Below are 23,136 nucleotides of genomic sequence, written 5' to 3'. Positions count from 1 at the left end.
GGTCCGGGAACGGGGGGAACATGGCGAAGGGGAGCGGCCGCGACGGCGTTCAGCCGGTCGATGAGCCCATCGGGAAGCTGGAGCTCGTGCACGCCTTCGAGTCCGGTCCGATGCCGACCGGCGTCACGGTCTCCCGTGCCGGCCGGATTTTCGTGAACTTCCCCAAATGGGGTGACGACGTTCCGGCGACCGTGGTCGAGCTGCGGGACGGCGACGCCGTCCCCTACCCGGACCAGGAGTGGAACACCGAGGCCGACGAGCCGTCGAAGTGGCTGGTCTCGGTGCAGAGCGTGGTCGTCGATCCCATGGACAGGCTGTGGATCCTCGACACCGGCAGCCCGATGTTCCGGCCCACCAGGAAGGGCGGCCCGAAGCTCGTCTGCGTGGATCTGGAGACCGACACCGTGGTCAAGGTCATCATGTTCGACCGCGGTGTCGCCCTGGAGACCTCCTACCTCAACGACGTGCGGTTCGACCTGCGCAAAGGGGTCGCCTATCTCACCGACTCCGCCGACAAGGGGCCCAACGGGATCGTCGTGGTCGACCTGGCCAGCGGGCAGGCGTGGCGCCGGCTGCACGACCACCCGAGCACCAAGGCGGAGCGGCCGCCGGACTTCGTGCCGGTCGTGGAGGGCCGGCCGTTCCTGGAACGGCCGCAGGACGGGCCGCCGTCGCCCGTCCTGATGGGGTCGGACGGCATCGCGCTCCCGGCCGGCGGCGAGCGGCTCTGGTACTGCCCCCTGCTCTCCCGCCGCTGGTACAGCGTGTCCACGGACGCCCTGGTCGACCGCACGCTGGACGACGCCGAAGTGGCGGCGACGGTCAGGGACGAGGGCGACAAGGGCGGCTCGGCCGACGGCCTGGAGGCCGACGACGCCGGGCACATCTACCTGACCGACTGGGAGCACAACGCGGTGCTGCGCCGGATGCCCGACGGCACGATCGACACCCTGGTGCACGACGCCCGCCTGCTGTGGCCGGACACGCTGTCGGTCGCCGACGGCCACCTGTACGTGACCGCCAACCAACTGCACCGGCAGGCCAGGTACCAGGAGGGGCGGGACCGGCGGCGGTACCCGTACGCGCTGTTCCGGGTGCCGATCGACGCCGGCCCGGTCCGGCTGGTCTAGCGGCGCGGGTGGCCGCGCCTCTCCTTCTCCGCCGGCTGAGCCTCTTCGGACAGCCCGGGGCGCGTGGGCAGGGTCTGGGTCATGGTTTGCCGCCTTCGTCGACGCGGTATGCCCGCTACGTAGAGGTACTGATCGGATACCGAACGACGCCATCGCTAAACCTCTGCACTGGCCACATGGGGGGCTTAAGGCCGATGAATGCCGCTAAATACGACAGGTTTCCCGACGGCGTGACCGTCCTGGGGGCGTCATGTCGCTGAACGCACGCATCGGCAGGATCGAGAGCCTGCTCGAACGGGCCGAACCGCCCGCCGTCGAGCTGGCCCAGGCCCTGCTCGACCTCTACGGCGAGGGCCTGACGCGGATCATGGCGGCGGCCGACGACGACCTGGCCGCCCGGCTGGCCGCCGACGACGTGGTCGCACACCTGCTGCTGCTGCACGACCTCCACCCGATCGACGTGCGGACCCGGGTCGAGGACGCGCTGCGCGGCACCGGCGCCGAGGTGATCGCGGTCGAGGGCGACCTCGTACGCCTGCGGCTCGCCGACGGCGACGGCGACGGCTCGGCGGACGCGGTGCGCCGGGCAGTGCGCGACGCGGCCCCCGAGGTCGAGCAGGTCGAGATCGTCCGGTCGGCGTCCGGCGTGGGGGCCGGCAGATGGACCACGTGAGGCGCATCGCCCGCGCCGTCCTCTACGGCGGTTACCTGCTGTGGCCCAGCCGCCACTCCGCCCCGCCCGACCGGCGGCGCTGGACGTTCGGCGGCGTGCACCCCGAGTCGTACGGCCGGGCGCACGAGGGCAACCCGTGGCTGACCCAGACCCAGTGCCTGCTGGAGGCCGGCGGCGACGACGTCGTGGACGTGCACGTGCGCTTCCTGCACCTGGTCACCTGCGAGGTGGCCGTGCAGCGCGAGGGCGAGCTGGTCTGCGTGCCCGAGCTGACCGTCGGCGGCGCCCGCCACCTGCCCAGGGAGGAGGCCAAGGAGCGCGAGGTGGCCGAGACCGGGCTGCGCCTGGCCGACCTGCTGGCCTGCCCGGCCGGCATGGAGATCCACGTGCCGCCGGGCCAGCGGGCCGAATGGCTCGACGGCGAGGGCGTGCTGCTGCGCGGCTGGGAGGCGCTGAGCGGCCGGGCCGAGGTGTTCGCCGAGCGGCTGCGCGAGGGCCTGTTCCGGCTCACCGTCCGGGTGGCGAACACCAGCGCGTGGCAGGGCGACTCGCGCGCGGAGGCCATGAAGCACACCCTGATCTCCGCACACACGGTCGTGAGCTCGCCGGGCGGCCGGTTCGTCTCGCTGACGGAGCCGCCCGAGGGGCTGCGCGCGCTCGCCGCGGGCTGCCACAACATCGGCACCTGGCCGGTGCTGGTGGGCGAGGAGGGCGAGCGGCACACGATGTTGTCGGCCCCGGTCATCCTCTACGACCATCCCAAGGTCGCGCCGGAGGGCGGCACGTTCGACGACATGGAGATCGACCAGCTCCTCGACCACTGCGCCGCGCTCACCCCGGAAGAGCTCATGCGCCTGCACGGCACCATGCGGGAGACGTGACATGGACACTCGGTACCCGACGGAACGGCCGGGCCCGGCCGAGGCGATCGTCGACGGCGTGCGGCTGGCCCCGGGCAGCCGGGTGCGCCTGCGCCCGAAGAGCCGCGCCGACATCCTCGACCTCGCGCTCAACGGCCGCCTCGCGGTGATCGAGAGCGTCGAGCGGGACGACGACGGCGGCTTCCACGTCGGCGTCACCCTGGCCGGCGACCCGCTGCGCGACCTGGGCGAGTCCAGGCTGCCGTGCCACCGGTTCTTCTACTCGGCCGAGGAGCTCGAACCCGTCGGAGGAGGCTGCCGCCCGCGCGTCCTGGTGGCCGGGATCGGCAACGTCTTCCTCGGCGACGACGGCTTCGGCGTCGAGGTCGTGCGCCGGCTGGCCGACGACGACCTGCCTGCCGACGTGCTCGACTTCGGCAGCCGCGGCCTCGACCTGGCCTACGCGCTCCAGCGCGACTACGAGGCCGCGATCCTCGTGGACGCCGCGCCGCGCGGCGAGCCGCCCGGCACGCTGACCCTGCTCGAACCGGACATGCCCGGCCTGGGCGGCATCGCGGCCGAGAGCCACGGCCTCGACCCGGTCAAGGTGCTGCGCATGGCGCGCGAGCTCGGCCGGGTGCCCGCGCGGGTGCTCGTGCTGTGCTGCGAGCCGGCCCGGCTGGTCACCGACGACGTGCTGGTGGAGCTGAGCGAGCCGGTGCGCGGAGCGGTCGAGGAGGCGGTCCGGATGGTGCGCTCGCTGGTCATGGACGTGCTGGCGGAACGGGCCTGACCCCGTCCGGCTCGCCGGGCACCGAGCGCATACGGCCGATGATGGCGGTCGTCGAGCGGTCGGGCAGGTAGTCCAGCACCAGCACCTCGCCGCCGAGCGAGCGCACCAGCGGCGCCTCCGGCAGCATCTCCGGGGTGTAGTCGCCACCTTTGACGTAGATCTCCGGCCTGATGAGCCTGAGCAGGCGTTCCGGGGTGTCCTCGTCGAACTCGGTCACGTAGTCCACGTCGTTCAGGGCGGCCAGCACCGACATGCGGTCCTCGCACGGGTTGAGCGGGCGTCCCGGGCCCTTGAGCCGGGTCACGCTGGCGTCGCTGTTGACCGCGACCACGAGCACGTCCCCGAGCTGCCCGGCCTGCTCCAGGTAGCTGACGTGGCCCCGGTGCAGCACGTCGAAGCAGCCGTTGGTGAACACGATGCGCTCGCCCCTGCGCCGGTGCTCGTCCAGGAGCTGGGCCAGGCGCTCGGCCGCCTGCACGGTGCCCTCCTGGCGGCGCAGGGCGCGCAGCAGCTCGTAGCGGGTGCAGATGGACGTGCCCGCGCGGCGTACGACCACGCCGGCCGCGGCCTGGCCCGCCTCGGCGGCCTCCTCCGGCGTCGCGCCGGCGGCCAGCCAGAGCGAGAAGGCCGCGGTGTAGGTGTCGCCCGCGCCGGTCGCCATGTGCTGTGGCGCGGGCCGGGCGTAGGTCCGGTACGGCGGGCAGCCGGCCCGGTGCAGCAGCGTGCCCTCGCCGTCCAGGGTGGTCACCACGATCCGGGCCCCGGTGGCGGCCAGGATCTGCGCGGACCGCGCCATCAGGTACGCCGGCCGGTCGGCCGCGGCGTCCACCTCGCCGAGCAGGCCCACCACCTCGGCGTAGTTGGGCAGCACCGCCGCCGGCGCGCACTCGCCCCAGGGCGCGACCGCGTGCGCGTCCACCACGAGCAGCGGCAGCCCGGCCAGCGCCCGGCGCACCGCCGGGGTGAACACGCCGCCGCCGTAGTCGCAGGCCACGACGACGTCCGCGCCCGCCACGGCGGCGGAGACGCGGGCCAGCAGCTCGTGTTCGGCCTCGGGCGGGATGACGTCGAGGTCCTCCTCGTCGTAGCGGGCGGTGAGCTGGCCGCTGGTGACCAGCCGCCGCTTGTGCGCGGTACGCCGCCCCGGCACCGCCTGCAGGTCCGTCTCCACGCCGAGCAGGCGCAATGCCTGGACGAGCTGGTCGCCGCAGGGATCGTCGCCCACGACGCCGACGAGCCGGACGCGGGCCCCGAGCGCCGCCAGGTTGGCCGCGGTGTTGCCGGCCCCGCCCGGCGCGTCCTCGACCGCCTCCAGGCTCATCACGGGCACCGGCGCCTCCTGGGCCAGCCGCTTGGCCGAGCCGTGCAGCCACGAGTCGAGCATGACGTCGCCGACGACGACCGCGCTGACCGTCTCTTCCCTCAGGGTGCCCATAGAGGGCGAGTACCTGTAGAAGCCCAGCTCAAACGCATAACGGCTCAAATAGGTTCGTCCCATAACCGAAGTTATGGGCCATCCCTGCCGGGTAGCCCGGCCGCTATGTACGGCCCTTCGGACACCGGGCTGCTGCCCGGGCGGGCCTGCCACCTGGAGCTGCCGACCACTGTCGCGGACAGGAGCGCGGAATGCTACGACTACATGCCGGGGACCCCATGACGGCCCGGCCCGGCCTGGTCGAGGGCGTGCGGAGCATCGCCGTCCTGCGGGCCAACGCGATCGGCGACTACCTGGTCGCGCTGCCGGCCATCGAGGCGATCAAGCTGGCCTACCCCGACGCCCGGCTCACCCTGCTCGGCACGCCGTGGCACGCCGAGTTCCTGTCCGGGCGGCCCGGGCCGGTGGACGACGTGGTGGCGCTGCCGCCGATCACGGGGGTCTCGACGTCGGAGACCGGCTACGCGGTGCCCGGCGGGGCCCGCGCCGAGCTGCGGGAACGGGCGTTCGACCTGGCGGTGCAGATCCACGGCGGCGGGCGCTTCTCCAACCCGTTCCTCCGCTCGCTCGGGGCGCGGGTGACCGCCGGGCTGCGTTCCCCGGACGCCGAGGAGCTGGACCGGTGGGTGCGCTACACGAACTTCCAGCACGAGACGCTGCGCTTCCTCCAGGTCGCCGAGCTCGTCGGCGGGGTCGCCGGGCAGCTCGAACCGGTGGTCGCCGTCACCGGCCGCGACCGGGCGGAGCTGGCCGAGTCGTTCGGCGAGCCGCCGGCCGGGCTGGTCGCGCTGCATCCGGGGGCGACGGACCCGCGGCGGCGCTGGCCCCCCGAACGTTTCGCCGAGGTGGCCGACCGGCTGGCCCGGCCCGTCGCGGTGACCGGGAGCTGGGCCGAGAAGGACCTGGTGGAGGCGACGGTCGCGGCCATGCGCGGGCGCGCGCACCCGGTGCTCCCCGTCGTCGGCACGCTCACCCTCGGCGGCCTGGCCGCCCTGTACGAACGCTGCGACCTGGTGGTCGCCAACGACACCGGCCCGCGCCACCTCGCCGCGGCCGTCGGCACGCCCACGGTCGCGGTCTACTCGTGCGTCAACTTGATCAACGCCGGGCCGCTCAGCAGGACCGCGCACCGGCCGCTGATCTCCTGGACCACCCGCTGCCCGACCTGCGGCGCGAGCGGCGTGGACGTGGAGGCCGAACGCTGCGAGCACGACGGGACGTGGGTCGCCGACGTCTCGGTGGACGACGTGACAGAACAGGCAGAAGACCTACTGAAGGGAAACCGGGATGACTGACCAGGCCGTGCTGGACGAACTGCAGGAAGCCCTGGACGAGGCGTTCCAGGGACGGGACCGGGTGGCGATGCGCGAGGTGTACGCGCGGGTCTCCGCGCACGTGCACATCCCCGCCGACATGCTGGCCCATCTCAACGAGGTGCCCGAGGGCAGCTACTCCAGGGAGGAGATGGCCGAGGCGATCAACGACGTCATCAGGCGGCGCGGCGAGCAGGACAGCCTGGGCCTGCTGAGCATCCCGCGGCAGCGGCCGGTGGAGGAGACCGCCGCCGCCGAGCGGGCCGTCGCCGACGACACGCCGCTCGAATCCCTCAACCCGCCCCAGAACCCGCCGGACGACGGCCAGGCCCCGGAGTTCCGCGAACCGGGCGCGTAGTCTAATTAGACCGTTCGTTCTTGAATGTGGTAGCTTCACCGCGTGGCACGGAGCAAGGAGTTCGATCCCGAGGTCGCGCTCGACCGGGCGCTCGACCTGTTCTGGGAGCGCGGTTACGAGGCGACCTCGATGGCCGACCTGGTGGAGCGGCTGGGGCTGGCGCGGGCCAGCATCTACGGCACCTTCGGCGGCAAGCGGGAGCTCTACGTCAAGGCGCTGGAGCGCTACCTGGCCCGGCGCAACGTGGTCGAGCCGCTGGCCCAGCCTGGGCCCGCGGTGCCGGCCGTACGCGCCTTCCTCGACGCGTACGTGGCCGAGATCCTCGCCGACGAGCTGCGGCGCGGCTGCATGGTCGTCAACACGGCCGTGGAGTTCGCCTCCCGGGACGCCGAGCTGGCGCGCCGGGTGACGGCGAGCTGGGCCGAGCTGGAGACCGCGCTGGCCGCCGCGCTGGTGCGCGCCCGCGCCCAGGGGGAGATCCCCGAGTCGAAGGATCCCTACGCGCTGGCCAGGTTCCTGCTCGTGCTGCTCCAGGGCCTGCGCGTGCTCGGGCGGGCCGACCCCGACCCGCGCCGCCTGCGCGACGCGGTCGAGCAGGCCATGGTCGCCGTGCAAATTTGAGACCGATCGTTCTAGGAGTTTGTCGTGTTCGAAGGAAAAGTCGTGCTGGTCACCGGGGCCACCGGGGTCGTGGGCCGGGCCGCCGCGCTGGCGTACGCCAGGAAGGGCGCGTCCGTGCTGGCCGCCGGGCGGGACACCGGGCGGCTCGGCGCGGTGGTCAAGGAGATCGAGGCGGCGGGCGGCCGGGCCGCCGGCTTCACCGCGGACGTCACCGACTCGGCCTCCGTCGCCGCCATGGTGGAGGCCGCCGTCACCCGCTACGGCGGGCTCGACGTGGCGCTGAACGCCGCCGGTGTGTTCGGCATGCTGGCCCCGGTGGCCGACTACGACGAGGACACCTGGGACACCGTGCTCGCGGTGAACCTCAAGGGCGTGTTCCTGTCGATGAAGCACGAGATCGCCTACATGCGCGAGCACGGCGGCGGCGTGATCGTCAACGTGGCCAGCAACCTCGGCGCCCACTGGCGACTGCCCGGGGCCGCCGCCTACGCCGCCTCGAAGGCCGCGGTGAGCCACCTGACCCGCACCGCCGCCCGCGACCACATCGCCGACGGCGTCCGCGTCAACGCCGTCAGCCCCGGCCCCATCGACTCGCCCATGTCCACGCGTCCCGGCGAGACGCCCGCCGAGCGCGACGAGCGCATGCGGCACGCCCTGCCGATCGGCCGCGTCGCCACCCCGGAGGAGATCGCCGCGGCCGCGCTGTGGCTGTCCTCGCCGGAGTCCAGCTTCGTCGTCGGCCAGGACCACGTGATCGACGGCGGTGCCACGGCCTGACTCAGCCGGCGGCGGCCGGCGTCCGGGTCTCCTTCATGGCCAGCACCGCCACCAGGCTGATCAGCCCGACGCCGGCCATGTACGCCGACACCGACAACGACGTGCCGGTCGACTTCTGCAGGGCCGCCGCGACCAGCGGGGCGAACCCGCCGCCGAGCAGCGCGCCGACCGCGTACGAGAAGGAGACCCCGCTGTAGCGGTAGCGGGGCTCGAACATCTCGGCGAACAGCGCCGACTGCGGCCCGTACGTCGCGGCGAGCCCCACGTTGAGCACCACCACGGCGACCACCATCAGCGCCGCCACCTCGGTGTCCACCAGCAGGAAGAACGGCACGGCCCAGACCACGAGGAGCACCGAGCCGGCCAGGTAGACCGGCTTACGGCCGATCCGGTCGGACCAGATCGCCGTGGCCACGATCCCGGCCAGCCAGGTCAGGCTGCCGATGATCACCACGACGAGCATGAGGTTCCTGCTCACCTTCAGCACCTGGGTGCCGTAGGACAGGAGGTAGGCGAGGAACACGTAGCCGATCGCGGTGTTGGCGACGAAGCTGGCCGAGGCGAGCAGCAGCGCCCGCGGCCGTTCGCGGAAGACGTCGAGGACGGGCCGCCTGCTGCGGGCCCGCTCGGCGGAGAGCGCCCGGAACACCGGCGTCTCGGCCACCCGCAGCCTGATGAACAGCCCGACCGCGACCAGCACGACGCTGAACAGGAACGGCAGCCGCCAGCCCCAGCTCGCGAACTGCGCCTCCGACAGCCCGGCCGTCACCGCGACGTACACCAGTTGCGCCAGGATCAGCCCGGCGGGCACGCCCACCTGGGAGTACAGCCCGTAGCGGCCGCGCTTGCCGGGCGGGGCGTGCTCGACGGCGAGCAGCGCCGCGCCGCCCCACTCGCCCCCGGCGCTGAGCCCCTGCAGCAACCGCAGGACCAGCAGCAGGATCGGGGCCGCCACCCCGATCTGGTCGTAGGTGGGCAGCAGCCCGACGCCGACCGTGGCCGCGCCCATCAGCAGCAGGGACGCGACCAGCATCGCCTTGCGCCCGAGCCGGTCGCCGAAGTGCCCCCACACCAGGCCGCCCACGGGCCGGGCCAGAAACCCGACGCCGAGCGTGGCGAACGCGGCCAGGGTGCCCGACGCGGGCGAGAGCGGGGAGAAGAACTGGGAGCCGAAGACCAGCGCGGCGGCCGTGGAGTAGATGAAGTAGTCGTACCACTCGATCGTGGTGCCGACCGCGCTCGCCATGGCGACGCGACGGAGTTGGGCGGGATCCGGCTCTGCTGCCTCGTGGCTCATGGCGCCTCCCTCGACGCCAGAGTAGATCTTCCTCCGCCCGCTTCCCAGTGGCCCTGGGCAGGCGTCCCCTAGAACGCCACCCCGCACCGCAGGATCACGTTCGCGTACGGCGTGGCCTCCCCCGTGCGGACGGCCAGCCGCACGCCCGCCGACAGCCGCTTCAGCTCCTCGTGCGGCACGTACGCCAGCCCCGGCAGCCGGGCCGCGAGCAGCCCGGCGCAGCCGGGGTTGCCCGCGCGCACCTCCTCGGCCGCCGTGGCCCCCTCGACGACGAGCTCGGCGAGCAGCCCGTCGAGCACGTCGGCGAAGGCCGGGATGCCCGGCAGGAAGGCCAGGTCGACGACCCGCACGCCGGGCGGCACGGGCATCCCGCTGTCACAGACCAGCACCTGGTCGGTGTGGCCGAGCCGGGCCATGGCCCCCGCCAGCTCGGCGTTCAGAATCCCCGCGCGTTTCACTGGAAGTCCGCGACGTTCTCCTTGGTCGCCACCTTGACGGGCACGGCCACCGTCTTGTCGATGGTCTCGCCCTTGGCGGCCTTGACCGCGGCCTGCACCGCCTGCTGGCCGAGCAGCGACGGCTGCTGGGCGACGCTGGCGGCCAGCGTGCCCGCCTGCACCGCCTTCAGGCCGTCGGGGGTGCCGTCGAAGCCGACGACCTTGACCTGCTGGCCCGCCTTGGCGCCCAGGGCCTTGATCGCGCCCAGCGCCATCTCGTCGTTCTCGGCGAAGACGCCGGTGATGCCGGGGTTGGACTGGAGCATGTTGGTCATGACGTCCAGGCCCTTGGTGCGGTCGAAGTCGGCCGGCTGCTTGGCCACGACCTTGATGTTCGGGTACGCCGCGATGCCCTCGGCGAAGCCCTGGCCCCGGTCGCGCGAGGCGGACGTGCCCGCCGTGCCCTGCAGCACGACCACGCTGCCCTTCTCACCGAGCTGCTTGGCCAGCTCCTGGGCGGCCAGCTTGCCGCCGGCCACGTTGTCGGAGGCCACGGTCTGGGCCACCTCCGCGCCGTTGACGCCGCGGTCGGCCGCGATCACCGGGATCTTGACCCGGTCCGCCGCCTTGACCGCCGGGGCCGCCGCGTCGGAGTCGACCGGGTTGACGATGATCGCCTTCATGTTCTGGCTGGTGAAGTTCTGGACCTGGTTCACCTGCTGGGAGGCGTCGTTCTGGGCGTCGGTGACGGTCAGCGTGACGCCCTCCTTCTTGGCCTCCGCCTCCGCGCCGCTGCGCAGCTGCACGAAGTAGGGGTTGTTCAGGGTCGACACCGACATGCCGATCTTGATGTCCCCGCCCCCCGAGGACGAGCCTCCGGAGCCCCCGTCGCCGGAGGAGCCGCAGGCGGCCAGGCCGAGCGTGAGTGCGGCGCCGGCCATGACAATCGCGGGAATCCGCATGATCTTTACTTCCTTTTCCTAGTTCGTTCCCCTGCGCCGCAGGGTGTCGACGAGGACCGCGAGCGCGATCACCACGCCGATCACGACCTGCTGCCAGAACGCCGAGACGGACAGCAGGTTCAGCCCGTTGCGCAGCACGGCGAGGATGAGCGCGCCGACGAAGGTGCCGAGCGCCCTGCCCTTGCCGCCGGACAGGCTCGCGCCGCCGATGACGACGGCCGCGATCGCGTCCAGTTCGTAGCCCGCCGCGGCCTGCGGCTGCGCCGAGGCCAGCCGGCTGGCCAGGACGATCCCGGCCACCGCCGCGAAGACGCCGGACAGCGCGTACGTGATGAGCTTCTGCCGGTTGACCTTGATGCCGGACAGCCGGGCGGCCTCCTCGTTGCCGCCGATGGCGTACATGGCCCGGCCCGGGTACGTGCGGTTGAGCACCACGGCCGCGATCACGCCCATGACCAGCATCACCAGCACCGGGATCGGCAGGTAGTCGCCGAGCGTGTCGCCCAGGTGCGAGACCGAGTCGGGCATCGCGATCGGGCTGCCCTGAGAGATGACCAGCGCCAGACCGCGGGCGATGCCGAGCATGGCCAGCGTGGCGATGAACGGCGGCAGCTTGCCGTACGCGATCAGGGCGGCGTTGACCAGGCCGCACACGACGCCGACGGCCAGCGAGACCACGACGGCGACCGGCCACGGCAGCCCGGCGCTGGTGGCCGTCCAGGCCAGCACGATCGCCGACAGCGCGGCGACCGAGCCGACGGACAGGTCGATGCCGCCGGTGACGATCACGAACGTGGCCCCGAAGGCCAGGATCGCGGTGACGGCCGCCTGGACGCCGACGTTGAGCAGGTTCGTCACGCTGAGGAAGTCGGAGGACAACAACGACAGCGCCACGACCAGCACGACGAGCGCGGCGAGCGCGCCGTTCTCGGCGAACCAGGCCGCGGCGGGCGACCGGCGGCCGGTGAGCTTGTTCGGAACGGTGCTACTTGGCACGGGGACCCTCCACATCCGTGACCGCGAGGGCCATGACGTCGTCTTGCGTGGCCCCGGCCGCGGGCAGCTCGCCGACGAGCCTGCCGCGGGCCATGACCAGAATGCGGTCGCTCATGCCGAGCACCTCCGGCAGATCACTGGAGATCATGAGCACGGCGTGCCCGGAGGCGGTGAGCGCGTTGATGAGCTGGTAGATCTCGACCTTGGCCCCGACGTCGATGCCGCGGGTCGGCTCGTCGAGGATGAGCACGCCCGCGTCGGCGACCAGCCACTTGCCGATGACGACTTTTTGCTGGTTGCCGCCCGACAGCGTGCGGACCTCCTGGTCAAGGCCGGTCATCCGGATGCCGAGCTGCTCGGCCACCTTCCCGGCGGCCCTGCGCTGGCCGGCGCGGTCGACGAAGCCGGCGCGGGTGGCGGCGCGCATGGTGACCAGGCCCAGGTTCTCGGCCACATCCGCGCCGAGCACCAGGCCCTGGCCCTTGCGGTCCTCGGGGACCAGGCCGAGCCCGGCCTCCATGGCGGCGTGCACGTCGCCGGGCGCCAGGCGCGTGCCGCGCACGACCACCTCGCCGGTGTCGTAGCGGTCGGCGCCGAAGACGGCCCGCGCGACCTCGGTGCGGCCGGCGCCGACCAGCCCGGCGACCCCGACCACCTCGCCCGCGCGCACCTCGAACGAGACGTCGTCGAAGACGCCCCTGCGGCCGAGGCCGGAGACCTTGAGCAGGGCCTCGCCGCGTTCGGCGGCCTGCCGCGGGAACTGCTGGTCGATCGGGCGGCCCACCATGAGCCTGACCAGCTCGTCCTGGGCGGTGTCGGCGGGGATCTCGGTGACGGACCTGCCGTCGCGCAGCACGGTCACCCGGTCGCCGATCTCGGCGATCTCCTCCAGGTGGTGGGTGATGAACACGATCGAGACGCCTTCGTCGCGGAGCTGGCGGACGATCGTGAACAGCTTGGCGACCTCGCCGGAGGTGAGCACGGCGGTGGGCTCGTCCATGATGAGCACGCGGGCGTCGAGCGCGAGCGCCTTGGCGATCTCCACCATCTGCATGCGGGCGATGCCGAGCCGGGAGATCGGCGTCGTCGGGTCGACGTCCACGCCGACGCGATCGAGCAGCGCCTTGGCCTGCCGTTCCATGCGCTTCTTGTCCACCAGCCCGAACCGGCGCGGCGGGCGGCCGAGCGCCAGGTTCTCGGCGACGGTGAGCTGGGGGACCAGGTTGAACTCCTGGTAGATGGTGGCGATGCCGAGCCGCTGGGCGTCGCCCGCCGACCGGATGTCCACCGGCTGCCCGTCGACGGTGACGTGCCCGCCGTCCGGCCGGTACGCGCCCGACAGGATCTTGATCAGCGTGCTCTTGCCCGCGCCGTTCTCGCCGAGCAGGACGTGCACCTCGCCGGCGCGCAGGCTCAGATCGACGCCGTCGAGTGCCACGACGCCGGGGAAGACCTTGCGCAGGCCCTCGGCCTTGAGTATCTCCGCGCTCACTCCATGATCCCTTTCCGCTCGCAAGATCGGCGAATCACCAGGCGCGCCGGCAGGACGTGCGAGTCGGCCGCCTGCCCGCTCTGGATCCGGCCGATCACGAGCCGCACGGCCAGGCGCCCCATCTCGGCCGTCGGCTGGGCGATGGCGGTGATCGGCGGGGCGGTGTGCTTGAACCAGGTCACGTCGTCGAAGGAGGCGACGGCCACGTCGGCGGGGATGCGCAGGCCCCTGGCCTGGATCTCCTCCAGCCCGCCCAGCGTCATCAGGTTGTCGCCGAAGAAGATCGCCTCGGGCGGCTCGGGCAGGTCGAGCAGCTCGGCGGTGATGCGCCGGCCGCTGCCCTCGCGGAAGTCGCCGGGGCGCACGTACTCGGGGCGCACCTCCAGGCCCTCGGCCGCCATGGCGGCGGCGAAGGCGGCCGTGCGCTCGCGGCCGGTGGACAGGGTGGCCGGGCCGGAGGCCAGCGCGATCCGGCGGTGGCCCTGCTCGCGCAGGTGGCGGACCAGCTCGGCGATGGCGGTGGCGCCGTCGGAACGCACGGAGGGCACGTCGAGTCCGGAGATCGTGCGGTCGAGGAAGACCACCGGCCGGCCGGCCTCGGCGAGCTGCTGCACCAGCGGCGTGACCTCGGCGGTCGGGCAGATCAGCAGCCCGTCGACGCGCTGCTCCAGCAGCGTGCGCACGTAGTGGTCCTGCTGGTCGGCGCGCTCGTCGGCGTTGCCCATGACGACCGTGAAGCCCTCGCGCCTGGCCTCGTCCTCGACGCTCCTGGCCAGCTCGGTGAAGAACGGGTTCAGGACGTCGCCGATGATCAGGCCGATTGTCCTGGTCGCGGTGGTGCGCAGGGAGCGGGCGACGGCGTTCGGCACGTAGTTGAGCGCGCTCATCGCGTCGTAAACTCGGCGCCGGGTCTCCTCGTTGACCGAGGGGTTGTCGTTGAGCACGCGGGAGACCGTGGCGACGGAGACACCGGCTTGCGCGGCGACGTCCTTGATCCTTGCCATCGTTCCTCCGTGTAATCGATTACACGGCAGCTTATGAAATCGATTACATGGTTGGCAAAGTGAAATGGCTCACACCCCCGGGGGAGAGGGTGTGAGCCGGCTTTCGATGGCTCGGGCCTTCCGGACCTGCCCGGACCTGCCCGGACCGCGCCCGGACCGCCGGGTCCGGGTCCGGGCCCGGGTCCGTCAGACCTTGCTGATGCGGACCGCGTCGGCGATGACGAGGCCCGTGCCGGCCGTCCACCGGCTGATGCCGACGGCGTTGTAGGTGCCGGCGTTCAGCGAGAAGGTGCCGATGCTGCGCCAGCCTCCGCCGCCGGAGCGCTGGTCCACGTAGACGGTCTGGTTGCCGCCCGAGGCCGCCACGATGTACGGCGCCGAGCTGTTGTAGCCCGGATCGGACGGGTACCAGACCTCCACCTTGTACGTGCCCGCGCTGGGGATCGCGGCCTGGTACCAGGCGGGGTCGCTGGAGGCGACCGGGTCGGCGAAGCGGTAGTCGGCGCCGTAACGCTGGCTGGAGTAGGCGGAGGTGCCCCAGTTGGCGCTGGCGGTGAACTTGCCGGAGGTGGCGTTGTCCACCGTGGTGGACCACGAGGGCGTGCCGCCGCCGGTCACGTAGTTCATGTACGTGGTCCAGTTCCAGTACGGCCCCGGATCGGTGTGGTCGGCCCCGGGAACCTCGTTGTGCCCGATGATGTGGGCGCGGTCCTTCGGGATGCCGTACTTGTCGCAGATGGCCTTGGTCAGGGCCGCCGACGCGCGGTACATGGCGTCGGTGAACCACGAGGACTCGCTGACGTAGCCCTCGTGCTCGATGCCGATCGACCTGGTGTTGTACGTCCAGTTGCCGGCGTGCCAGGCGACGTCCTTCTCGCGCACCATCTGGGTGATGGCGCCGCTGGACGACTTCACGACGTAGTGCGCCGAGACCTGCGCGGCCGAGTTCTGGAACCAGGAGATCGTCCCGGCGTACGAGCCCTGCGTCACGTGGATGACCACGCGGTCGATCGCGTAGCTCGACGGCCGGCTGGAGGCGGTGTAGTTGCTGGAGCTGGCCGGGACCCAGGCGGCCGGGCCGTAGTCGGTGCTGAGCACGCCGACGTCGGAGCGCGCGCTCAGGTCGGGGGCCTTGGCGTAGTCGCCGCGGTCGGCGGTGACCTCCTGGGGCTTGACCGTCACGCCCCGGGCCGTGATGCCGAGGCCGAGCTGCTCGTAGACCGAGTCGGCGTACAGCCGGGCGATCTCCGGCGAGGAGGCGTTGCCGTACTTGGCGACGGCCTGGTACCAGCGGCCGGCGTCCTTGCGGCCGGCGTCGTCGAGGCCGAGCTCGTCGGCGTAGGAGCGGAGCAGGGCGGCGCCGCCGAGGATGTTGGACTCGTTGTCGGAGCGCAGCTTCTCGACCGGCAGGCTGGTGAGCTCGGCGGCCTTCTCCAGCGCGTGGGTCGTGGGGTTGCTGACCAGGTGCATCAGGCCGTAACCGCCGCTGGCGCTGGGCTTGCCCTGGTGGTCGTCGAGGTGGGTCTCGGCGTAGGCGAGCGCGACCAGCAGATCGCGGGGGACGTCGCTGGCCGAGGCGGCCTTGGCGAACGCCGACGGCAGCGCGGGCTCCCGGGCGGCCTGGGCGGCGGGCTGGCCCGCGGTGATCAGGGCGACGGTCAGGGCGGAGGTGGCGAGGGCAGCTAATCGCGTGCGGGCGAGAATCATGGGGATGCTCCTCGTTGGGGGGTGACGGGTGGAACGCGGGCGCGTGTCCGCGGCCCGCGTTTGGCCGCCGAATGCGGCCCAACGTATGTCACCTCTGACACAATGTCGATAATTGACATTACAGACGTGTTAGGTGAAACTTTCCGCCCGCCGACCGGAGGGTGGCGGGAAAGTTGGGCCCCTGAAAACTATTGCGCTCTGCGGTCGAGGGACTGAAACTTCCTTTCGTGACCGCGCTCCTGCGTACCGTCCTGGCGGCGCTCACCGCCGCCGCCGTCGTCGCCGCCGTGGCTCCCGCCCCCGCCTCCGCAGCCCCCACCTCCGACTCCGCAGTCGCCTCCGCAGCCGCCTGCGCGACCGACCCCGCGACGCCCAAGCGGCAGCTCCGGGCCATGTGGATCTCCTCGGTCGCCAACATCGACTGGCCGAGCCGTACCGGGCTCAGCGTCTCCGCCCAGCAGGCCGAGTTCCGCGCCTGGCTCGACCTGGCCGTCGCCAAGCGCATGAACGCCGTGATCGTGCAGGTCAGGCCGACGGCGGACGCGTTCTGGCCGTCCCCGTACGAGCCGTGGTCGCAATGGCTGACCGGCACCCAGGGGACGAACCCCGGCTACGACCCGCTGGCGTTCATGGTCGGCGAGGCCCATGCGCGGAACCTGGAGTTCCACGCCTGGTTCAACCCGTACCGGGTCGCCAACAACGACGACCCGACCAAGCTGATCTCCACGCACCCAGCGCGGCAGCACCCCGACTGGCGCTTCGCCTACGGCGGGAAGCTCTACTACAACCCGGGCATCCCGGCGGTCCGCGACTTCATCGAGGACGCGATCATGGACGCCGTCACCCGCTACGACGTGGACGGCGTGCACCTCGACGACTACTTCTACCCCTATCCGGTCAGCGGCCAGGCCATCCCGGACTCGGCCGCCTACGCCCAGTACGGCGGCGCGTTCCCCAACATCGCCGACTGGCGGCGCGACAACGTCAACCTGCTCGTCCGCGAGCTCGGCCAGCGCATCCACACCGCCAAGTCGTGGGTGTCGTTCGGGATCAGCCCCTTCGGGATCTGGCGCAACTCCTCGACCGACCCGCTCGGCTCGCGCACCTCCGGCCTCCAGTCCTACGACGCGATCTACGCCGACAGCCGGCAGTGGGTCAAGCAGGGCTGGATCGACTACCTGGCGCCGCAGATCTACTGGCACATCGGGTTCTCCACGGCCGCCTACGAGGTGCTGACCGCGTGGTGGTCGGACGTCGTGCGCGGCACCGGCGTGCAACTCGTCGTGGGACAGGCCGCGTACCGGGCCGGCGCCTCGGGCCAGGAGGCCGCCTGGCAGGACCCGGCCGAGCTGAGCGACCACCTGTACGACAACAGGAAACATCCCGAGATCGCCGGTGACGTGTACTTCAGCGCCAAGGACGTCAAGGCCGACCGGATCGGAGCGATCACCAAGCTGGTCACCGACCACTACGCCAAGCCCGCCCTGCTGCCCGCCCGGGGCTCGGGGGCCGCGCCCGCCGCGCCCACGATCACCGCGGCCACCGCGGGCTCGAACGGCGTCCAGCTCACCTGGACCGGCTCCGGCACGGCGTACGCGGTCTACCGCGTGGCCGGGTCTCCGCCCTCGGCCGATCCGTGCTTCTTCGCCGACGCCCGCAACCTGATCGGCACGACCAGGCAGAAGTCCTACACCGACCCCGGCGGCGGCGCGTCCACCTACTACGTGACCGCGCTGAGCAGGACCCACCAGGAGAGCGCGCCGAGCGCGGGCCGGGCGGTGGGCGGCACGGGCGGCTTCAGCGTCGTGATCGACAACGCCGACGCCGGTTTCACGGCCTCCCCCTCCTGGGGCACCTCCAGCTACTCCACCCAGGCCAACGGCGCCGACTACCGCTTCGCCGATCCGGTCGCGGCCAGCGACCCTGCCTGGTTCCGGGCGGCGATCCCGAGCGCGGGCAGCTACCGGGTGGAGGTCTGGTATCCCGCCAACGCGGGGTACAACGGCTCCGCGCCGCACATCGTGGCGGCCTCGGGCGGCAACCAGACGGTCAACGTCGACCAGCGCACCGGCGGCGGGGCCTGGCGGGTGCTGGGGACGTACACGCTGGCGGCCGGGACGTACAACGTGGTCGGGGTGAGCCGGTGGACCTCGGCGACCGGCTACGTGATCGCCGACGCCGTCCGCATCACCAAGGTCTGACCCTTCAGGAGCGGGCCTTCGCCCAGGCGGGGCTGTCGATGAAGTGGTTGTCGAAGCGGTCCTGCGAGGCCAGCAGCTCTTCGAGCGTGGCCTCGCCGGCCTTGAGCCGGGCCAGCAGACGGAAGTACTCGAACCGCTCGACGCCCGGCGTGATGACGATCAGCAGGTCGGCCTCGGCGCCGGGGGCCGCGGCGAAGGCGTGGGCCACGTGGGGCGGCACGACGGCGACGTCGCCCTGCTCCAGAGTGATCACCTCGTCGCCGGCCAGCACCTGCGCCCGGCCGTCGAGGACGTAGAACATCTCGGAGGCGGTGGTGTGGGTGTGCGGCACGGCGCCGTCGGCGCCCGCGCCGAGCGTGATGCGCATGGTGCTCAGGGCGCCGCCGGTGGCGCTGGAGTCGAGGAGCATGCGGCCCGTGCTGGGCGGGCCGCCGATGACCTCGGCGTCGACGGAGCGGATGACGGCGGTGCTGCGGGGGTCGATGAGCGACATGGTGTTTATCCGTTCTCGGAGAGGGCGCCGCGGAGTGCTGTCTCCACGAGGCGTTCGGCGTAGGCGCGGTCGACGGGGGAGCCGGTGATCAGGACGCGGTAGTACAGGGCCCCGGCGAGCTGGTCGAACAGGGCCTCCACGTCGAGGTCGGCGCGTAGCTGGCCGCGGTCCCTGGCCCGTTCGAGCAGGGCGCGGGCCAGGGTGTTGCGGCGGGCGTACATCTGCCGCTCCAGCTCGCCGACGTCGGCGTGGCGGGCGGCGGCGGCCACGAGCTCGGCCACCGTGCCCGCCGACGCGTCGTCGTCGCCGGGCGCGCGGCCCGCCGCGCGCATCCGGTTGAGCCCGGCCGCGATCTTCTCCAGGTACGCCGGCAGGTCGCGGCGGATGTCGCCGGTGTCGGTGATCTCGTCGTGGTCCTGGAGCCGGTTGACGACGGCCAGGGCCAGGTGGTCCTTGGTCGGCCAGCGGCGGTAGAGCGTGGTCTTGGCGATGCCGGCCCGCTCGGCGACCTCGTCGGGGGACAGGCCGGCGTAGCCGCGTGCGAGCAGCACCTCGGTGGCCGCCCTGAGCACACTCTCGTCGACGTCACTCCTGCGCGGCCGTCCCACCATGCCCTGCCTCCTTTTCGCTACCTGAGTAGCGTAATCCCGGAGGGCGGCATTTCGCAACCCAAGTATCGAAACTCCGGAGGTGATGAGGGAACAACTCGCCAAGCTGCTCGACGTGGTCAACCCTCCCTAATGTCACGCTACGGATCGTCCCGTTGAAGGCGGGGCTCGCCGTGGGGTGCCTCGGAGCCTTCGAGGTGACGACGCTCCTGGACGGAGGACCCGATCACGCCTACCTGAAGAGCGCCGAGCAAGCGCTTGTCGTGCGATGGGAGGCCCTGTCCGGGATGGCGTTTCCCGTGGACAGGAGCCGCGAGATCATCGGCGAGGTGATGGAGAGCCATGAGTGACGCGAGCGGTCTCCGGACGGGCGTATGGGGCAAGGCGACGGCGTCGGGGGGACACGGCGGGAGTTGATGCGGCAACCGGATGACGGCGTTCTCGTCAGGGACACCAAGGACCGGGGTGAAGGCCCGGTTCTGGCCTTCACCCGGGACGAATGGCTCGCCTTCCTCGACGGGGCCGCCAAGGGGGAGTTCGACCTGACCTGAGCCCGTCAGGAGGCGTACATCACCGACAGGAAGCGGAGGAGGAGGGCTTCCCTGGTCTCGGCCGGGAGGGCGTCCAGGACCGCGTTGACCGTCGCCATCCCCGGCTGGCCCGCGCCCGGACGCAGGTCCACGCCCACCGAGGCGGCCAGTTCGGCGAAGGTCGCGTCGTCCAGGGCGTCCAGGTCCAGGCCGGCGATCAGTTCGACCAGGCCGTCCGGGACGACGGCCGGGCCGCGCCGCCGGGCCGCCTCCGCCGCGTCGGCGATCACCCGCAGCATCGCCTCCACGCCGTTCAGCGTCACGCCGGTGACCGTGACGTGCAGGTTCGCGGGGATCCCGGCGTAGGAGAGCTGCGGTTGCAGGAACCAGCCGCGCTCGCGGGCCGCGTCGGCCAGCACGAACACGTCGACGTCGTCCCCGGCGAAGGCCACCAGCGAGGACTCGGGCGCGCCCAGGACCCGCAGGCCGGGGATCGCGGCGATGCCCTCCCTGAGCCGGGCCGCCGCCTTGAGCGTGGCGCGGCCGAGCTCCACGTACCCCTCCCGGCCGAGCGCCTGGAGCGTGGCCCACGCGCCGCCGAGCGGACCGGCCGACCTGGAGCTCTGCACGGTGGCGTTGATGATCGTGTAGCCGGGCCAGGCGGCCGAGGCGAAGTACGCCCGGCGCCGCGTCGCCGGGTCGGCGAACAGCACCACCGAGGCGCCCTTCGGCGCGTAGCCGAACTTGTGCAGGTCGCAGGAGAGGGAGGTGACCCCCGGCACCGACAGGTCGAACGGCGGCACGTCGGCCCCCGCCTCCCGCAGCCAGGGCAGCAGCCAGCCGCCCACGCACGCGTCCACGTGACAGGCCACGCCCGCCTCGGCCGCCACGGCGGCGACCTCCGCGACCGGGTCGATCACGCCCTGCGGGTACGACGGCGCCGAGACCACCACCAGGACCGTGTCCTCGTCGATCGCCGCCGCGACGTCCTCCACCCGCACCTTGTACGTCTCCAGGTCCACCGGCACGGCCTTGACCCGCAGGCCCAGGTAGTGGGCCGCCTTGTGGAAGGCCGGATGGGCGGTCACCGGCAGCACGAGGTTGGCGGCGGGCCGCCCGGCCGCGTCCCGCGCCGCCTTGACCGCCAGCATGATCGACTCGGTGCCGCCGCTGGTGAAGATGCCGTGGCCGCCGCCGAGCAGGTCGGCGACCGCGCCCACGACCTGCTTCTCCATCTCCACGATGCTCGGGAACGCCGTCGGGTCCAGGCAGTTGACCTCCAGCATCTCGGCGTACGCGCGGGCCGCCGCCTCGTGCACCTCGGGCCGGCCGGTGTCGTAGACGTACGCGGTCACCTGCCCGCCCCGCACCGGCAGGTCGTGCTGTTTCATCCTGGCCACCTCGGACAGCAGGTCCTCGGCGGTTCTTCCGGACAGGGGGAGGGTCACACGGTCTCCTTGGCGGGGGCGAAGGCGGGGGCGAGGGCGAGCCTGCCGTAGCGGACGACGAACGGCAGGCTGATCAGCATGAGCAGGGCGGGCAGCGCGGTGAAGCCGAGCAGCAGCCCGGTCAGCGCGCCGGCCGGCTGGGCGACGGGCGACTCCACGGGCGCGGAGACGAACCCCGACAGCGCCAGGACCAGCGCGAACAGGCCGGGGCCGAGCGCGAGCCCGGCGGTCTCGCCGGCCGTCCACAGGCCGGTGAACGCGCCGGCCTGGGCGTGGCCGGTACGGGCGGCGTCGGCGTGCACGGTGTCGGGCAGCAGCGACAGCGGCAGCAGTTGCAGCGCGGCGTAGCAGACCCCGGCCAGCGCGGTCAGCACGAGCGTGGCGGCCAGGCTGCCCGCCGCGATGGCGGGGACCAGGGCGAGCGCCACGACGGCGAACCCGGCCGAGGCGGCCAGGTAGCAGCGCACGGTCCCGTACACGCGGGCCAGCCGGGCCCAGGCCGGCACGGCGAGCATGCTCGGGCCCACCAGGCAGACGAACATCACCGAGGTCAGCCCGTAGTCGCCCAGCCGGTACGAGGCCACGTACGGGGCGCCCGCCAGCATCACCGCCACTCCGAGCGCCTGCGTGACGAACGCCGCCAGCAGCGCGAAGAACGGCCGGTTGCCCCGGGCCAGCCGGAAGGCCGCCGCCGGGCCGAGCTGCCGGGGCCCTGGACGCGACGACACCCACCGCGTGCCCAGCGTGGCGGCCACCAGGGCGGCGGCCATGACCAGGCCGATCGCGACGCCCATGACCGCGTACCCCGGCCGGCCGCCGCCCGCCAGGTCCACCACGGCGGGGGCCAGGCCGCCCGCGACCAGGATGCCGACGGTCAGGCAGACCACCCGCCACGACATGATCCTGGTCCGCTCGGCCGGGCTCGCCGACATCTCGGCCGGCAGCGCCACGTACGGCACCTGGAAGCTCGCGAAGGCGGTCGCGGCCAGCAGGAACGCCACCCCGGACCACACGGCGCCCGGGACGCCGCCGGGCACGGCGAACATCAGCGCGAACGCCACCGGCAGCGTGGCCGCGCCGACCGCCAGCAGCCGCGTCCGGCGGCCGGTGCGCACGGCCTCGCGGTCGCTGGCGGCGCCGACGAGCGGGTTGAGCAGCACGTCCCAGATCTTCGGCGCGACCAGGACGGCGCCCGCGACGGCGGCGGGCACGCCGAGCATGTCGGTCAGGTAGTAGAGCAGCAGCAGGCCGGGCACGGCGGAGAACACGCCGGTGCCGACCGAGCCGACGCCGTAACCGAGCAGCCGTCCGCGGCTCAGCCGTCCGGCGCCCGTCGGCACCGGCACGGAGAGCCGGGCATCGGTCATCGGGGGTCGCCGGGAAGGGCGAGGGTGCGGTGGAGGGTGAGGTGGAGGTGGGCGCGGAAGCGGCGGAGCGCGGCCCGGTCGCCCGCGCCCCTGCGGCGGCCCTCGGCGTCGAGCACGCCGCCCTTGGCGAAGCCGTGGATCGACCAGATGACGGTCCACATGGCGTACTCCAGGTCGACCGTGCCGTCGATCACGCCGGCCTCGACCGCCGGGCGCAGCGCGCCGGTGACGGCGGAGACCAGGGGCTGGACGTACTGGCGTTCCAGCTCGGTGATGTCGCTCGCGTCGGAGAGCCAGCGGTGCATCCACAGCGCGGGGATCTCCGGGTTGTCCGCGCAGAAGTCGAGGTAGTCGTCCACCAGGCGGTGGATGGAGGCGGCCGGGTCGTCACCGGGCAGATGGGCGAGCGCCTTGTCCAGCGCCGCCTTCTCCGCCCGGTGCGCACGTTCCATGACGGCCAGGTACAGCTCGCGCTTGCCGCCCACGTGGTAGTTGACGGTGGCGATGTTCATCCCCGCCGCGTCGGCGATCTGGCGCGTCGAGGTGCCGTCGTAGCCGAGCGCGGCGAAGAGCTGGGTGGCCGCCTTGAGGATCACGGCCGGCTGTCCGCTGTCGGCAGGTCTCATACGACCGA

Annotated in this window: 23 protein-coding genes and 1 pseudogene; 11 read left to right on the top strand and 13 right to left on the bottom strand. The window is 72.6% G+C overall.

The annotated features are described in order from the left end of the window. Positions 1-20 precede the first annotated feature (20 nt). The 4 genes from ABZ459_RS26060 to ABZ459_RS26045 all read left to right on the top strand — a co-directional run bounded on the left by ABZ459_RS26060 (position 21) and on the right by ABZ459_RS26045 (position 3,456). On the top strand, positions 21-1,130 hold the full coding sequence (locus ABZ459_RS26060; protein WP_357975077.1) for an L-dopachrome tautomerase-related protein: 1,110 nt from the start codon (positions 21-23) through the stop codon (positions 1,128-1,130). 250 nt (positions 1,131-1,380) lie between these two features. Further along, a complete protein-coding gene (locus tag ABZ459_RS26055) occupies positions 1,381-1,803 on the top strand; it encodes a hypothetical protein (protein ID WP_357975074.1) in 423 nt (140 codons plus the stop codon). After that, a complete protein-coding gene (locus ABZ459_RS26050) occupies positions 1,791-2,684 on the top strand; it encodes a hypothetical protein (RefSeq protein WP_357975071.1) in 894 nt (297 codons plus the stop codon). Before ABZ459_RS26055 ends, ABZ459_RS26050 begins: the two co-directional genes overlap by 13 nt. A gap of 1 nt (position 2,685) precedes the next feature. Further along, the gene (locus tag ABZ459_RS26045; protein WP_357975069.1) at positions 2,686-3,456 is read left to right on the top strand and encodes a hydrogenase maturation protease; all 771 of its coding nucleotides are present in this window, start codon (positions 2,686-2,688) and stop codon (positions 3,454-3,456) included. On the opposite strand, the gene rfaE2 is transcribed toward ABZ459_RS26045, so the two are convergent. Beyond that, positions 3,428-4,891 carry a D-glycero-beta-D-manno-heptose 1-phosphate adenylyltransferase gene (gene rfaE2 / locus ABZ459_RS26040; protein ID WP_357975066.1) on the bottom strand — a complete coding sequence of 488 codons (1,464 nt, stop codon included), beginning with the start codon at positions 4,889-4,891 and terminating at the stop codon, positions 3,428-3,430. The genes ABZ459_RS26045 and rfaE2 overlap by 29 nt on opposite strands. Before the next feature lie 191 nt (positions 4,892-5,082). Between rfaE2 and ABZ459_RS26035 the strand changes: the two genes are divergently transcribed. Genes ABZ459_RS26035 through ABZ459_RS26020 form a run of 4 tightly spaced genes read left to right on the top strand, consistent with a single transcriptional unit; the run spans position 5,083 to position 7,960 of the window. Further along, a complete protein-coding gene (locus ABZ459_RS26035; protein WP_357975063.1) occupies positions 5,083-6,186 on the top strand; it encodes a glycosyltransferase family 9 protein in 1,104 nt (367 codons plus the stop codon). Then, entirely contained in the window at positions 6,179-6,562 is a 384-nt protein-coding gene (locus ABZ459_RS26030) for a hypothetical protein (protein ID WP_357975060.1), read from the top strand. The genes ABZ459_RS26035 and ABZ459_RS26030 overlap by 8 nt, the downstream gene beginning before the upstream one ends. A gap of 42 nt (positions 6,563-6,604) precedes the next feature. After that, positions 6,605-7,183: a helix-turn-helix domain-containing protein gene (locus ABZ459_RS26025; protein ID WP_352320698.1), complete on the top strand. Its 579-nt coding sequence runs from the start codon at positions 6,605-6,607 to the stop codon at positions 7,181-7,183. A gap of 24 nt (positions 7,184-7,207) precedes the next feature. After that, complete coding sequence (locus tag ABZ459_RS26020; protein ID WP_357975057.1) at positions 7,208-7,960, top strand: SDR family oxidoreductase; 753 nt, start codon at positions 7,208-7,210, stop codon at positions 7,958-7,960. 1 nt (position 7,961) lies between these two features. Here the strand turns inward: ABZ459_RS26020 and ABZ459_RS26015 are convergent, their stop codons facing one another. The 7 genes from ABZ459_RS26015 to ABZ459_RS25985 form a co-directional block, all read right to left on the bottom strand. Then, complete coding sequence (locus ABZ459_RS26015) at positions 7,962-9,257, bottom strand: MFS transporter (protein WP_357975055.1); 1,296 nt, start codon at positions 9,255-9,257, stop codon at positions 7,962-7,964. A 68-nt stretch (positions 9,258-9,325) separates the two neighbouring features. Further along, positions 9,326-9,715: a D-ribose pyranase gene (rbsD, locus tag ABZ459_RS26010; RefSeq protein WP_357975052.1), complete on the bottom strand. Its 390-nt coding sequence runs from the start codon at positions 9,713-9,715 to the stop codon at positions 9,326-9,328. Continuing rightward, entirely contained in the window at positions 9,712-10,656 is a 945-nt protein-coding gene (locus ABZ459_RS26005; protein WP_352358764.1) for a substrate-binding domain-containing protein, read from the bottom strand. The genes rbsD and ABZ459_RS26005 overlap by 4 nt, the downstream gene beginning before the upstream one ends. Before the next feature lie 18 nt (positions 10,657-10,674). Continuing rightward, on the bottom strand, positions 10,675-11,652 hold the full coding sequence (locus ABZ459_RS26000) for an ABC transporter permease (protein WP_352358766.1): 978 nt from the start codon (positions 11,650-11,652) through the stop codon (positions 10,675-10,677). Then, on the bottom strand, positions 11,642-13,144 hold the full coding sequence (locus ABZ459_RS25995) for a sugar ABC transporter ATP-binding protein (RefSeq protein ID WP_352320686.1): 1,503 nt from the start codon (positions 13,142-13,144) through the stop codon (positions 11,642-11,644). Before ABZ459_RS25995 ends, ABZ459_RS26000 begins: the two co-directional genes overlap by 11 nt. Beyond that, positions 13,141-14,148, bottom strand: a complete 1,008-nt coding sequence (locus ABZ459_RS25990; RefSeq protein WP_357975049.1) for a LacI family DNA-binding transcriptional regulator — start codon at positions 14,146-14,148, stop codon at positions 13,141-13,143. Before ABZ459_RS25990 ends, ABZ459_RS25995 begins: the two co-directional genes overlap by 4 nt. 186 nt (positions 14,149-14,334) lie before the next feature. Beyond that, positions 14,335-15,855: an N-acetylmuramoyl-L-alanine amidase gene (locus ABZ459_RS25985; protein WP_357975046.1), complete on the bottom strand. Its 1,521-nt coding sequence runs from the start codon at positions 15,853-15,855 to the stop codon at positions 14,335-14,337. Positions 15,856-16,082: 227 nt separating this feature from the next. Between ABZ459_RS25985 and ABZ459_RS25980 the strand changes: the two genes are divergently transcribed. Further along, a complete protein-coding gene (locus ABZ459_RS25980; protein WP_357975043.1) occupies positions 16,083-18,056 on the top strand; it encodes a family 10 glycosylhydrolase in 1,974 nt (657 codons plus the stop codon). A 4-nt stretch (positions 18,057-18,060) separates the two neighbouring features. Here the strand turns inward: ABZ459_RS25980 and ABZ459_RS25975 are convergent, their stop codons facing one another. Next, positions 18,061-18,549, bottom strand: a complete 489-nt coding sequence (locus ABZ459_RS25975) for a cupin domain-containing protein (RefSeq protein ID WP_357975040.1) — start codon at positions 18,547-18,549, stop codon at positions 18,061-18,063. Positions 18,550-18,554: 5 nt separating this feature from the next. Further along, entirely contained in the window at positions 18,555-19,160 is a 606-nt protein-coding gene (locus ABZ459_RS25970) for a TetR/AcrR family transcriptional regulator (RefSeq protein ID WP_357975037.1), read from the bottom strand. A 125-nt stretch (positions 19,161-19,285) separates the two neighbouring features. Here ABZ459_RS25970 and ABZ459_RS25965 point away from each other — a divergent pair. Next, a pseudogene (locus tag ABZ459_RS25965) lies at positions 19,286-19,507 on the top strand (hypothetical protein); the annotation flags it as partial. Between the two features lie 66 nt (positions 19,508-19,573). Continuing rightward, positions 19,574-19,708: a DUF397 domain-containing protein gene (locus tag ABZ459_RS25960; protein WP_357975034.1), complete on the top strand. Its 135-nt coding sequence runs from the start codon at positions 19,574-19,576 to the stop codon at positions 19,706-19,708. Between the two features lie 5 nt (positions 19,709-19,713). Here ABZ459_RS25960 and ABZ459_RS25955 read toward each other — a convergent pair whose 3' ends face one another. From ABZ459_RS25955 to ABZ459_RS25945, 3 genes are read right to left on the bottom strand one after another with little or no spacing between them, the layout of a single operon-like run. Further along, the gene (locus ABZ459_RS25955) at positions 19,714-21,135 is read right to left on the bottom strand and encodes an aspartate aminotransferase family protein (RefSeq protein ID WP_357975032.1); all 1,422 of its coding nucleotides are present in this window, start codon (positions 21,133-21,135) and stop codon (positions 19,714-19,716) included. Beyond that, positions 21,132-22,502, bottom strand: coding sequence for an MFS transporter (locus ABZ459_RS25950; protein WP_357975029.1), 1,371 nt, complete (start codon positions 22,500-22,502; stop codon positions 21,132-21,134). The genes ABZ459_RS25955 and ABZ459_RS25950 overlap by 4 nt, the downstream gene beginning before the upstream one ends. Beyond that, complete coding sequence (locus ABZ459_RS25945; RefSeq protein WP_357975026.1) at positions 22,499-23,128, bottom strand: TetR/AcrR family transcriptional regulator; 630 nt, start codon at positions 23,126-23,128, stop codon at positions 22,499-22,501. Before ABZ459_RS25945 ends, ABZ459_RS25950 begins: the two co-directional genes overlap by 4 nt. Positions 23,129-23,136 lie beyond the last annotated feature (8 nt).

The organism is Nonomuraea sp. NPDC005692, from assembly GCF_040631115.1.
In the GTDB taxonomy this organism is placed as follows: Bacteria; Actinomycetota; Actinomycetes; order Streptosporangiales; family Streptosporangiaceae; genus Nonomuraea.
The sequence above is the reverse complement of the archived record's forward strand: the minus strand, read 5'-3'. Positions and strand labels throughout refer to the sequence as shown.